This is a genomic window from Pradoshia sp. TA40_28, assembly GCF_059694525.1.
On record NZ_JCATZO010000001.1, the window covers coordinates 405,104 to 417,807 of the forward strand.

A 12,704-nucleotide genomic window follows, 5' to 3' on the forward strand; every position below is an offset into this window, starting at 1 on the left:
CTTAACATCTCTAATAAAATATAGTCTGGAATAAAAGCATCTCCTGATTGAATCTGAGTTTAGATACTCAGCACTTAATTAGGAGATGCTTTTTATATGGAAATGACTCATTAATAAAACAACCAGCAGCAAGGGATACCCTGCTACTGGTTGCATTAATTTTTTCTGTTATATAGTATAAGCTGTTCAATTTTGATCAGTTTGATAAATGATATCTTCCGCTAGATGAGTAAATGTTTCACCGACAACGGAATCTTCATCATAAACCATAGAGCCGGTATCCTCCTCAGGGTGGGCAAGTGGTATATGAGCGATAATATTTGTATGAAGATTATCTGCTAATTTTCCAGCACCACCTTGTCCGAATAGATAATGCTTTTCACCAGCTGAATTCTCAAAGTAAGCCATATTTTCGACAACACCGAGAATGGTGTGTTTAGTATGTTGAGCCATTAGACCTGCCCGAGAAGCCACATGAGAAGCCACATGGTGAGGTGTAGTTACAATGATCTCTTGTGCTTGTGGAATTAATGCTGCCACATCGATGGCAACATCTCCTGTGCCGGGTGGTAAATCTAGCAGCAGATAATCTAGATCTCCCCAAAGTGTATTGGCAAGGAAATTACGAATCCACTTGTTGAGCATTGGACCGCGAAAAATGACAGGCTGATTATCTTTTGTAAAAAAGCCCATCGACATGACTTTCACACCATCACTCACAACCGGAATGGCAGTCTGATCAAGCATTGTCGGCTTTTGTGTAATATTCATCATAGAAGGGATACTAAAGCCATAAATGTCTGCATCTAAAATGCCGACATTTTTTCCAAGACGAGCAAGGGCAACTGCTAAATTAATCGTAACAGTTGACTTGCCGACACCGCCTTTACCGCTGGTTACTGAAATAAAATTGACACCTGAATCAGGTAGCAGTATGTTGGGAACCCCTTGATTTGACGCATTTTGAGATTGTAAAGAGGATGTTAAATTGCGACGCTCCTCATCTGTCATGGCACCAAATTCAATCGAGACACTTGCAGCACCGATTTCTTTTAAAGCTTGTTCAATATCCCCTTGAATTTTGGCTTTTAGCGGACAGCCTTGAATTGTTAGGATTACTGTTAGTGAGACGTGAGTATCTTTTACCTGTATATCACGAACCATATTTAAAGAAACAATACTTTTATGAAGCTCGGGGTCCTCGACATGTTTTAGTGCATTTAAAATGTCCCCGTTTGTTAACATTAAGAAACCTCCATCCTATTTTAAGCCCTTGCCAAGTCCTTTGAGGAGGTGAATACCAAAGTTTAAGGCACGATTGACATCAGGATCTTTCATCAGTTTTGCTAATTTGAAGACACTAACTTTTTCATCAGCTTCTATTGCTTTGTTTGCTTCATCTAAGCCAGTATTTAAACTGGCAAGGAGTTTTGTTGTTGTTTCTGGGTCCATGTTAGTTAAAGCACCGGCAGCCCCCATTAGATTGTTGATCATATTCGTAACAGGCTTACGAGTTAATTGACCTAGTGCAATATTAGCAACTTCCTCTTTTGCTTCAAGCAATTTGGAAGCTGCATCAAGTGCGCCCATATTATTTAACTCTCCCATAATCGTAAACACTTGATTGACTGTCTCTTCATTAGCGGAAAGTAGCTGTTTTAAATTATCTAATTTTTGATCTCTTATTTGTTCATCCGTTAATTGTTGTTTTTTTATCGTATCTATTGGTACACCCATGCTATCACTCCATTCCAGTTGTTGTTAAGTGAACGTATCCAGGACGATTCCATTTACGTTGAACTTCAACACCGTTTTGTGGATGACGTTGTTTATTACGCGGGTTTGTTCTAGGAAGTGGTGATTTTCCTTTTGATTTCAATACCTCTACACGTACTTTTGTTTGTTTGTATGCCGGTGTTGATGTATTAGCATCGCCTGCTGGACCAGTTAAGAAATTGATAGCCGAATCTTTGCTGACAGAGTTCATTGGTAAGAAAAGCTCATTGCCTTGTACACGACTTGTTACAAGTGCATTTAATTTTAATGCTCCATAAGGAGAAACTAGACGTAATAAAGCTCCATCTGTAATACCTCGTTCTTTTGCCAATTCTGGTGATACTTCAACAAAAGTCTCAGGAACTTTTGATTGTATACCTTTAGATTTATTAGTCATGTTACCTTCATGGAAATGTTCAAGCATACGGCCATTGTTGATGTGACAATCATACTGTGCATCAAATTCAACAGGCTTAACCCAGTCATATAAAACAAAACGAGCTTTTTTGTCAGGGAAATTAAAGCCATCTTCATATAGTAATGGTGTATCTTTTCCATCAAGGCTACCCCAACAGAAGCTTCCCCAATTTTCTAAGACATCATAGTTTGCTTGAGAGAAGATTGGTGAAAGACTGGCCATTTCATCAAAAATTTCACTCGGATGACTGTAATTCCAATCTGCTCCAAAGCGCTGAGCAACTGCTTGAAGAATCTCCCAATCTGCTTTTGATTCACCAAGTGTTGGCAATGCTTGATATAAGCGCTGAACACGTCGTTCAGTATTAGTAAAGGTCCCTTCTTTTTCAAGGGATGGCGCTGCCGGTAAAACGACATCCGCATATTGTGCTGTCCGTGATAGGAAAACATCTTGGACAACAAAAAAGTCTAATGATGAAAGAACTTGGTCTACATGATTTGCATTTGCATCTACAAGAGCCATATCTTCACCTACTAGATACATAGCCTTCATTTTACCTTCCATCACTGCATCTAACATTTGCATATTAGTACGGCCGGGTTGTGGCTGAATTTTAACGCCGTAGGCTTTTTCAAACTTAGCCCGTTCTTTTTCATTTATAACTGCTTGATAGCCCGGCAATAGGTGTGGCAATGTCCCCATATCACAAGCACCTTGGACATTATTATGTCCTCGTAGTGGGTAGGCGCCTGCACCTGGACGACGATAGTTCCCTGTAGCTAAAAGAAGATTTGAAATAGCTGCTGACGTATAAGAACCACCCGTATTTTGTGTGACACCCATTCCCCAAAGAATACAAGTCCCATCTGCATCGCGAATCATTTCGGCGACATTAATCAATACCTCTTTAGAAATGCCTGTCACTTTCTCTGCGTAGTCGAGTGTGTATTTTTCAAGGACATCTTTATACTCCTCATAGAAATGTACATTCTCTTGAATAAAGGCTTCATCATGCCAGCCTTGATCAATCATGTATTTTGTTACGGCCATTAGCCAAACCTGGTCAGTTCCTTGATTTGGATGCATGAAGATGTCAGAGCGCTCTGCCAATTCATGCTTGCGAATATCGGCCACTATTAATTTTTGACCATGGAGCTTATGGGCACGTTTTACACGGGTCGCTAAAACAGGGTGGCCTTCTGTAGGGTTTGCACCAATAACAATAACAAGACCTGCTTTTTCAATATCTTTGATGGTTCCGGCATCTCCGCCCATACCAACAGTTCGCATTAAACCATCTGTAGCTGGAGATTGGCAATAACGTGAGCAATTATCTATATCGTTTGTTCCAAATAATTGACGAGCCATTTTTTGTACTAAGTAGTTTTCCTCATTAGTAATTTTTGAAGAGGAAATAAAACCAACAGATCCAGGCCCATATTCTTTTTGAATTCCGCCAAGTTTTTCAGCAATCAAATCTAATGCTTCATCCCATGATGATTCAATAAATTCATTGTTTTTACGAATTAATGGTTTAGTAATCCGCTCCTCAGAATTGACAAAGTCCCAACCGAATTTTCCTTTTATACAAGTAGAAACCGCATTTACAGGTCCTTCAGAAGGTTGAACTTTTAAAATTTTGCGTCCCTTTGTCCACACTTCAAACGAACAGCCTACACCGCAAAAAGTACAAACAGTTTTTGTCTTTTTAGTACGTTTGCTTCGCATCGCCGCTTCAACTTCCGAAATAGCAAAAATGCCGCTGTATCCAGGTTCAACTTCTTTAATCAGATCAATCATTGGATCCAGGGTATCTTGTTTAATACCGGTCATAAAACCAGCTTCTCCAAGCATGGATTTTTCCATTAATGCGTTACATGGACATACGGTTACACATTGTCCGCAGCTAACGCAAGAAGAGTCGTTAATATCAACGCCTGTATCCCAAATAACACGTGGTCGTTCTGCTTCCCAATCTAAAGATAATGTTTCATTAACCTGTAGATTTTGGCAGACTTCTACGCACTGTCCACAGGCAATACATTGGTTGGGGTCATATCGATAAAATGGATGAGACATGTCCACTTCATTTGGTTCTACTTTTGGTTGATAAGGATATTTTTGATGTTCGATTTCCATTAGTTCTGCAGTGTTATGCAATGTACAGTTCCCATTGTTATTATCACAAACGGTACAGTACAATAAGTGATTTTCTAATAGACGGTCCATTGCTTCTGTCTGTGAAGCTTTAGCCATCTCAGAATTCAGTTGGATATCCATGCCGTCTACTGCTTTTGTTGAACAGGAACGAACTAACTGTCCGTTTACTTCGACGATACATGTATCACAAGTTTCGATGGGGTCAACGGAAGGTACATGACAAATTTGCGGATGAGGGATCGAATATCGATTAATGGTATCGAGAATTGTAGCCCCTTCTGTTGCTTCATATGGTACGCCGTTAATTTTAATATTAGACAAGGTAACTCCTCCTTTTGCGATATGTCAATTTACGAAATCATGCTAATGCTATGGTAACGAAATGAATCGTGCGATATATGCTTACGGATTTTATCCCGCGTTCCAGAACTAATCATTAGCGAAGGTTTCAATTGTTGACGTTCCAAAAAATAAAAAAATCCACCATGAAACAGGCATGTTTCTCACATGCTGATTAAGTCATGGTGGATAAAATTCATAACAGGTCGTGCTATGAATTCAATCTACTTTTATTTTTTTAATTTAACAATAGAACCCAAATATTAAGATTATGTATGCATATAGTCCTGCGTTTTAAGTAAAACCGATACATAAGAATCAAAATAAATCAATCCCATCTGTAATATTCGTATTATAGCTCTTAAATTTAAAATGGACAATAATTATTAAAAATTATGATTATTGTTAATGGTTTCACAAATTCAATCCCTTTAAATTTTTGGAAATTTACTATATTATTAACAAACTGTAAGGGTGCCTTCACAAAATAACTATTATTTATGTTGGGGGAATGATTAAAGTGTCAAAAAAAGTGCATGAATTTAACGACATTATTCGAAAACTACGAAAAGATTTGTTCGGTAAAGGACCTGAGTCTATTCACACAGTTTTTAAGGATAACATGGTAATTTCAACTCTGCATGGCAATCTTACACCGACAGAAAGATTTATTGCGAGCACACCTGAAGGGTTAAAAATGGTTCATGCAGCACGAACCAGTATGATCCAGGATTATTATCATAAATCTATCCCTGAGGGCATGGTAGAATTGATGGGTACAAAGCTTCTCCATTTATTTACAGATATCAAAATTGAAGAAGACATTGCGATTTCTGTATTTATTTTTGAAGATAAAATTAATGAATAAAGAGGGGATCTCATGAAAGAAGCAGTATCCCGAGAGATTTTACGTATTGAAAATAATCAAATTAAAGAGATAGATGATCTGGTTGTTACAGAACATGCTGTCACAGTTAAAATAAATCAGCAAGAATTTGTTACGATGGTTTGTACACCTGAGTATGTAGAGGATATGGTAATGGGTTATTTAGCTTCGGAGCGTATTATCCGCAGTTTTGAGGATATTGAAGAAATCTGGTATCAGGAAAAAGAAGGTTTTGTTCATATTAAAACAAAACAAATTAACCCAATTTATCAAGAAATTCAAAATAAACGCTACATCACTTCTTGTTGCGGTATGAGCCGCCAAGGTTTCGTTTTTGCAAATGATGCATTAGCAGCAAAAAAAGCAGAGGATATTCAGGTGCGCCTTACTCCGGATGATTGTTTTCGTTTAATGCGAGAGATGCAGGATTCGGCTGTGACATTCCAAACAACTGGTGGTGTTCATAATGCAGCCCTATGCGATGTGAATGGGATTGTTTTAAGTCGCATGGATATTGGACGGCATAATGCACTTGATAAAATTTACGGATTCTGCTTAAGAAATAAAATTAGTATAAAAGATAAAATTATCGTTTTTAGCGGAAGAATATCATCAGAGATTTTGCTTAAGGTTTCCAAAATTGGCTGTGGAATTGTGCTATCTAAATCAGCACCAACAGAATTGGCATTACAATTGGCAGAGCAACTTGGAATTACTACGATTGGATTTATTCGTCATAATACACTAAACATTTATACGCATAAAGAGCGAATTCTTTTACCTACAAATGAACCGATCGACTATAAGAAAGAAGGAGAATAAAAATTACTAATTTAAGAGATCAATTGCAAAGGCCGCTAAGAGATTTAAGAATATCAGTGACAGACCGTTGTAATTTTCGTTGTCAATATTGCATGCCGGCAGAAGTGTTTGGTCCAGATTTTGCATTTTTACCGTCTGATAAAATATTAAACTTTGAAGAAATCGAACGATTAGTACGGATTTTTGTCTCACTAGGTGTGAAAAAAATTCGTATTACAGGTGGCGAACCTTTACTGCGAAAAGATTTGCCAAAGTTAATTGAATGTATTCGTCGTATAGATGGCGTAGAAGATATAGCCTTAACAACCAATGGCACTTTACTGAAAAAATATGCCAATGATTTAGCAAAAGCAGGATTAGATAGAGTTGCTGTAAGTTTAGATTCGTTGAATGAGGATCGTTTCTTTGAAATGAATGGTCATCGAGGAAAAGTAAAAACGGTATTAGAAGGCATTGAAAAAGCCGCAGAAGCTGGCTTGTTAGTGAAGATTAACATGGTTGTCCAAAAAGGTATAAATGAACAAGATATTATTACTATGGCAGAATTTTTCAGAGAAAAACAACATATTCTCCGTTTTATTGAATATATGGATGTTGGGAACTCGAATGGATGGCAAATGGATGAGGTTGTATCGAAGAAAGAAATTATTGAAAAGCTTCATCAAGTTTTTCCCCTTCAAACTGTTCAACCTAATTATAAAGGAGAAGTGGCTACACGTTATCAATATCAAGATAACTCAGGTGAAGTCGGTGTCATTTCATCCGTAACAGATTCTTTCTGTTCAAATTGTTCACGTGCACGTATTTCGGCAGAAGGAAAATTGTATACGTGTCTTTTTGCAACAAATGGAACTGATTTACGTGAATTATTAAGAACAGGGGCAGATGATGCAGCAATTATCCAATGCATTACAGAAGTTTGGGAAAATAGAACTGACCGCTATTCCGATGAACGAAATGAAAAGACAGCGGAAAAAAGGAAAAGGTCAAAAATTGAAATGTCGCACATCGGTGGTTAAAAAAACAGAAAAAAACGGCAAATTAATGCCGGGTTTTTCTGTTTATTTATGCATATAAGTACCGCTTTTTCCGCCAGTTTTTTGAACAAGGTAGGTATCTTTAATAATCATATTTTTATCGACCGCCTTACACATATCGTAAAATGTCAGCGCGGCAACGGACACGGCAGTTAATGCTTCCATTTCGACGCCTGTTTTACCGCTGCAATGCACAGTAGCTTGAATGGAAAGTTCATAGCCATCGGCGACTTTTTTGTATTCAAATTGGAAATCGGTTCCTTGTAACATAATCGGATGGCACATAGGGATAATATCTGCAGTTTTCTTTGCTCCCATAATCCCAGCTATTTGTGCAACTTGTGTAGGATCACCTTTCTTTATGCCGCCTTTTTGGATTGCTTCATATACAGCATCAGATAAAATAATCGTACTACGAGCGATGGCAGTGCGTTTTGTAATTTCTTTTTCAGAAATGTCGACCATTTTAGGACGACCTTCTTGATTCCAATGGGTAAAGTTAGTCATCATAAGACTCCTTTTTAGTAATTTGAGACCAATCGAATGGAGTATTGATATTAACGAATGTAGAGCATTCTTCTTCAAATTTAACATAACGAACTTGGATTTGCTCTAACAACACTTTCATACTTCTCTTGTTTTGTTGGGTTAATAAAGTGGCTTTTGATAAAATAGTCCGTCTGTATATGGAAGCTAGCGGTTGTATTCTTGATGCCTGCTTAGGAACAATAGCATCATACCCATCATCGATACAGGTTAGCATGGTTTGTACAAAATCTGCATTCATATAAGGCATATCACTGGCTACGACAAAAAACCACTCAACATCAGGGAATTTTGTCATGACGTTTTGTAAGGCAGACAGAGGTCCTTGATGAGGATGATCCTCAATGACTATTTGGATGTCATTTCCTATAAAACTAGATTGCAAGTTTGCATTTGTAGCGATAATTAAAGGTTCTAGTCGATTTTCCTGTAAGGCTATAAGACTGTTCTTATACAAAGGACGACCAGCAAACATTTCAAACATTTTTGGCGGACCATATCTGGAGGATTGACCGCCAGCTAAAACAACACCAGCAATTTTCATAGGCGATTCAGCTCGCCGACAAAATGTTGAACAGTAGGAAGAATGAGTTTAGTCATAGCAAGATTCACCGCGTTAAGAGAGCCTGGCAGCACATAAATGGCGGATCTTTCCCTACTTCCTGCAGTGGCACGGCTAAACATAGCTTTGGGACCAATTTCTTCATAGCTTAATGAACGAAACAGTTCTCCAAAGCCTGCCATTTCTTTTTCGAAAAGGGGGAAAATGGTATCGTACGTTTGATCTCTAGGGGTAAATCCTGTTCCGCCAGTGATGATTATTGTGTTGATGTGCGGATTTGAACACCACTCTTTTACATGTCTTGCTATCTCAGATGGTTCATCTTTTGTTATTTGGTATTGTATTACTTCAAAAGAAGCTTTTGTGAGTAACGATTGTATTCTTTGACCACCAAGGTCATCCACTGTTGAACGTGTATCACTCACAGTTAGAATAGCTGCTTTTATAGGGAGCTGAGAATGTGTAGGGTGCAAGGGAGCAGACCTCCTTTTATAGAAGTTAAATTTTGGTTTTATTGAAAAACATTGCTTTTATTATAATGCTATAAATGAAAAGGTCAAACTAAAACTCATAGAAAGAAAGGCAAAAACATTGAAGGATAATAGATATTCCAGACAACAATTGTTCAATCCAATTGGAGAAAAAGGTCAACAACTGCTAAAACAAAAGCATGTTCTTATCATTGGGATAGGCGCCCTTGGAAGTGCAAGTGCTGAGGCTCTTGCCAGAGCAGGTATCGGAAAGTTGACTATTATTGATCGTGATTACGTAGAGTGGAGTAATTTACAAAGACAACAACTGTATACTGAAGAAGATGCAGAGGATAAAGTTCCGAAAGCCGCCGCTGCGAAAAAAAGACTCCAGAAAATTAACTCAGATGTGGATATAAACGCATGGATTCTTGATGCTACTGCAGAGAAATTAGAAGAACTCATTAATGGTGTAGATCTCATGATAGACGCTACGGATAATTTTGATATTCGCTTTATGATGAATGATATAGCACAGAAGCATCAAATTCCATGGATCTATGGATCTTGTGTTGGCAGTTATGGGGCAACATATACGATTGTCCCAGGGGATACACCATGCATGCATTGCTTGCTAAAAGTAATCCCAAATACTAGGACGACATGTGATACAGTAGGAATCATTAGTCCAGCAGTCCAAATCGTAGCAGCTTATCAAGTTGCTGAGGCATTCAAACTATTGGTTGGTGAAGAAAAAACCAGACGGAAAACGTATTTAACTTTTGATGTTTGGCAAAATCAACACTATGAAATTAAAGTGGAAAAAATGCGCAAAGATGATTGTCCATCTTGCGGAAAAAACCCAACGTATCCCTATTTATCCTATGAAAATCAAACGAAATTAGAGGTACTATGCGGTCGTGATGCCGTACAGATTCGTCCGCCAAAACCTATTAAATATAATTTAGATCAGCTTGCTGTTCAATTACGTCCATACGGTGAAATTCATAAAAACCCTTATTTACTTTCCTTGCAAGCAAAGGATTACCGATTGGTGATTTTTCAAGATGGACGAGCAGTCATTCATAGCATTTCGGATATACAAGAAGCTAAAAGTATTTATTATCGATTATTAGGATAAGGAGGTGTTCCGAATGTTAGATAAACGTAAGCCTATACCAGTGGGAGAAGCTGTTCAACGTGTTATGGAGTTAACAGGTCAACAACAAATAGAGTTAGTCTCATTACAGGCAGCATATGGGCGCGTTTTAGCAGAAGATGTTGCTGCAGATGCTGATGTGCCAGCTTTTAATCGTTCGCCTTATGATGGATATGCAATCCGTGCTATCGATAGCCAGCAGGCGAGTTCAGTAAATCCAGTAACGTTTCATGTCGTCGGACAAATTGGTGCAGGCTTTCTATTCGAAGAAGAGGTAGGGGCTAATGAAGCAGTGCGCATTATGACTGGTGCGCCTATACCTAAAGGTTGCGATGCAGTTGTCATGTTAGAGCTAACCCATACATTTGAAGATAACGGTCAAATGTTTATGTCAGTTAAACGAACTTTTGAAGCCGGAACAAATATATCCTATAAGGGAGAAGACGTTCAAAAGGGAGAAATCCTGATTCAAAAAGGTCAATACATTAATCCAGGTGTAGTTGCATTGCTTGCTACCTTTGGGTATGATCAGGTGCCTGTTTACCGAAAAATTGTTGTAGGCGTTATTGCAACGGGAAGCGAGTTGCTTGAGCCAGGTGAATCTTTGCAGCCTGGCAAGATTCGAAATAGTAATGCTTATATGATTATGGCCCAAATTGAACGCGTTGGAGCAACTGCCAAATATTATGGTAAATTGAGCGACAATCTGAATTTGTGTAAAGATGTTGTTGAAAAAGCATTACTGGAAGTTGACGTGTTGATAACAACTGGTGGCGTTTCCGTAGGTGATTATGATTATTTACCGGAAATCTATGAAGCTATTGGAGCAAAAGTATTATTTAACAAAGTGGCAATGCGACCAGGAAGTGTAACAACTGTAGCGGCTAGGGATGGCCAATTATTATTTGGACTTTCAGGTAATCCATCTGCTTGCTATGTTGGATTTGAATTATTTGCTCGTCCTATTATTCGAGCGGAAATTGGTGATAAGAAACCACATCTCCGCAAAGAGCAAGCTGTTTTAGGTGCCGATTTTAAAAAAGCAAATCCGTTTACTCGTTTTGTACGAGCTAATGTTTTACATGAAAATGGTAAATTAGTGGCAGTTCCTGCAGGTTTTGATAAATCCAGTGCGGTTTCTTCCTTAGCAGCTGCTAATGCCTTGATTGTATTACCTGGAGGCTCACGAGGATACGAAAAAGGAATGCAAATAGATGTTTTATTGCTGGAAGATTTAGATGGAAGTGATTGGCCATGGGACAATATCAAAAAATCATACAGATAGTCGGTTATCAGAATAGCGGGAAGACCACATTAATGGAGCTGCTTATTAGACAAGCCACTTCTGAAGGACTATATGTAGGAGCGATAAAGCATCATGGTCATGGTGGTCCCCCTGCGGTTGATGATTCTAAAGATAGTTTTCGACATGAGCAGGCTGGTGCCAGTGTGACAGCTGTTGAAGGAGATGGCACTCTGCGGATGAGTATTACGCAAAGTAGCTGGAGGCTTCATGATATTCTTGAGATTTATGCATCCTTTGGAATTGATATGGTATTTGTTGAGGGATATAAGAACGAACACTATCCGAAAGTAGTCCTCCTGCGAACCGTCAAAGATCGAGAATTACTAGAGAAAGTGTCCAATATCCTCTGTGTAATCTATTGGCCAACCTATCCATTGGAAGGAACATTAGAATATCCGACCTTTTCAATTCATGAAGAAACTCAATATCTGGATTTTTTAATGACAAAAATGAGGGGGAACTCATGAAAACAGAACTATTTGAGATTGTAGATAAACCAATAGAGATTGAAGATGTTAAGAATAAAGTAGTTAGCAGGAATGCTGGTGCGATTACCCTTTTTATCGGAACGGTTCGTGAAATGACGAAGGGTAAGAAAACACTGAGTCTTGAATATCAAGCTTATCCTGCAATGGCGATTAAAATGTTCGAACAAATTTCTGATGAAATACAAGAGAGATGGGCAAACGTGAAAGTGGCCATAACACATCGAGTAGGTCAATTGGAAATTGAAGATATTGCTGTTGTGATTGCGGTATCCTCACCGCATCGTAAAGCTGCTTATGAGGCAAACGAATATGCGATTAACCGCATTAAACAAATTGTCCCCATATGGAAAAAAGAGCATTGGGAAGATGGCACAGAATGGATTGGCGATCAGTTGGAAAATGTCCCATATCCAAAAGGAAATCCACCCATTAAAAAGGAGAGCCTTCATGATTAGAATCTTATTATTTGCGCAATTACAAGAAACGATTGGTGAATCAGAGTTAAGAGTACACCTGGCAGACCATACTGTTGGCCAAATTAAAGTGTGGATGGAAAATAATTATTCTATGTTATCTATAGAACAGATGATGGTTGCTGTAAATGAGGAATTTGCCACAGATGAAGTAATTTTAAAAGATGGAGATACACTCGCCTTCATTCCGCCTATTAGTGGTGGTTGAAAATTGTATTTATAGGTTTCTTAGTGCATATTTTTGTTTACTCTACCTGATAAA

The 12,704-nt window shown here is 38.3% G+C and carries 14 protein-coding genes; 8 read left to right on the top strand and 6 right to left on the bottom strand.

The features are described 5' to 3' along the window. Positions 1-186 precede the first annotated feature (186 nt). From AC58NB_RS01855 to fdhF, 3 genes are read right to left on the bottom strand one after another with little or no spacing between them, the layout of a single operon-like run. On the bottom strand, positions 187-1,245 hold the full coding sequence (locus tag AC58NB_RS01855; protein ID WP_497425098.1) for a P-loop NTPase: 1,059 nt from the start codon (positions 1,243-1,245) through the stop codon (positions 187-189). Between the two features lie 15 nt (positions 1,246-1,260). Then, entirely contained in the window at positions 1,261-1,737 is a 477-nt protein-coding gene (locus AC58NB_RS01860) for a helical membrane plugin domain-containing protein (RefSeq protein WP_497425099.1), read from the bottom strand. A gap of 4 nt (positions 1,738-1,741) precedes the next feature. Then, complete coding sequence (fdhF, locus tag AC58NB_RS01865) at positions 1,742-4,675, bottom strand: formate dehydrogenase subunit alpha (protein ID WP_497425100.1); 2,934 nt, start codon at positions 4,673-4,675, stop codon at positions 1,742-1,744. 538 nt (positions 4,676-5,213) lie between these two features. Between fdhF and AC58NB_RS01870 the strand changes: the two genes are divergently transcribed. Genes AC58NB_RS01870 through moaA form a run of 3 tightly spaced genes read left to right on the top strand, consistent with a single transcriptional unit; the run spans position 5,214 to position 7,420 of the window. Next, positions 5,214-5,561, top strand: coding sequence for a Na-translocating system protein MpsC family protein (locus tag AC58NB_RS01870; RefSeq protein ID WP_497425101.1), 348 nt, complete (start codon positions 5,214-5,216; stop codon positions 5,559-5,561). 12 nt (positions 5,562-5,573) lie between these two features. Continuing rightward, positions 5,574-6,401, top strand: a complete 828-nt coding sequence (gene fdhD / locus AC58NB_RS01875) for a formate dehydrogenase accessory sulfurtransferase FdhD (RefSeq protein ID WP_497425102.1) — start codon at positions 5,574-5,576, stop codon at positions 6,399-6,401. A 2-nt stretch (positions 6,402-6,403) separates the two neighbouring features. After that, positions 6,404-7,420 carry a GTP 3',8-cyclase MoaA gene (gene moaA, locus AC58NB_RS01880; RefSeq protein ID WP_497425155.1) on the top strand — a complete coding sequence of 339 codons (1,017 nt, stop codon included), beginning with the start codon at positions 6,404-6,406 and terminating at the stop codon, positions 7,418-7,420. Positions 7,421-7,462: 42 nt separating this feature from the next. On the opposite strand, the gene moaC is transcribed toward moaA, so the two are convergent. Genes moaC through AC58NB_RS01895 form a run of 3 tightly spaced genes read right to left on the bottom strand, consistent with a single transcriptional unit; the run spans position 7,463 to position 9,019 of the window. After that, positions 7,463-7,945 carry a cyclic pyranopterin monophosphate synthase MoaC gene (gene moaC / locus AC58NB_RS01885; RefSeq protein ID WP_497425103.1) on the bottom strand — a complete coding sequence of 161 codons (483 nt, stop codon included), beginning with the start codon at positions 7,943-7,945 and terminating at the stop codon, positions 7,463-7,465. Next, a complete protein-coding gene (gene mobA / locus AC58NB_RS01890; RefSeq protein WP_497425104.1) occupies positions 7,938-8,528 on the bottom strand; it encodes a molybdenum cofactor guanylyltransferase in 591 nt (196 codons plus the stop codon). The genes moaC and mobA overlap by 8 nt, the downstream gene beginning before the upstream one ends. Beyond that, a complete protein-coding gene (locus tag AC58NB_RS01895; protein ID WP_497425105.1) occupies positions 8,525-9,019 on the bottom strand; it encodes a MogA/MoaB family molybdenum cofactor biosynthesis protein in 495 nt (164 codons plus the stop codon). The genes mobA and AC58NB_RS01895 overlap by 4 nt, the downstream gene beginning before the upstream one ends. Before the next feature lie 118 nt (positions 9,020-9,137). Between AC58NB_RS01895 and AC58NB_RS01900 the strand changes: the two genes are divergently transcribed. The 5 genes from AC58NB_RS01900 to moaD are packed head-to-tail and all read left to right on the top strand — an operon-like array spanning position 9,138 to position 12,650. Then, positions 9,138-10,157 (top strand): thiazole biosynthesis adenylyltransferase ThiF, encoded by a 1,020-nt coding sequence (locus AC58NB_RS01900; protein WP_497425106.1) that lies wholly within the window; start codon positions 9,138-9,140, stop codon positions 10,155-10,157. A gap of 13 nt (positions 10,158-10,170) precedes the next feature. Next, on the top strand, positions 10,171-11,460 hold the full coding sequence (locus AC58NB_RS01905; RefSeq protein ID WP_497425107.1) for a molybdopterin molybdotransferase MoeA: 1,290 nt from the start codon (positions 10,171-10,173) through the stop codon (positions 11,458-11,460). After that, a complete protein-coding gene (gene mobB, locus AC58NB_RS01910; protein WP_497425108.1) occupies positions 11,430-11,948 on the top strand; it encodes a molybdopterin-guanine dinucleotide biosynthesis protein B in 519 nt (172 codons plus the stop codon). Before AC58NB_RS01905 ends, mobB begins: the two co-directional genes overlap by 31 nt. Further along, positions 11,945-12,424, top strand: coding sequence for a molybdenum cofactor biosynthesis protein MoaE (locus tag AC58NB_RS01915; protein WP_497425109.1), 480 nt, complete (start codon positions 11,945-11,947; stop codon positions 12,422-12,424). Before mobB ends, AC58NB_RS01915 begins: the two co-directional genes overlap by 4 nt. Then, positions 12,417-12,650, top strand: coding sequence for a molybdopterin converting factor subunit 1 (gene moaD / locus AC58NB_RS01920; RefSeq protein WP_497425110.1), 234 nt, complete (start codon positions 12,417-12,419; stop codon positions 12,648-12,650). Before AC58NB_RS01915 ends, moaD begins: the two co-directional genes overlap by 8 nt. Positions 12,651-12,704: the final 54 nt, after the last annotated feature.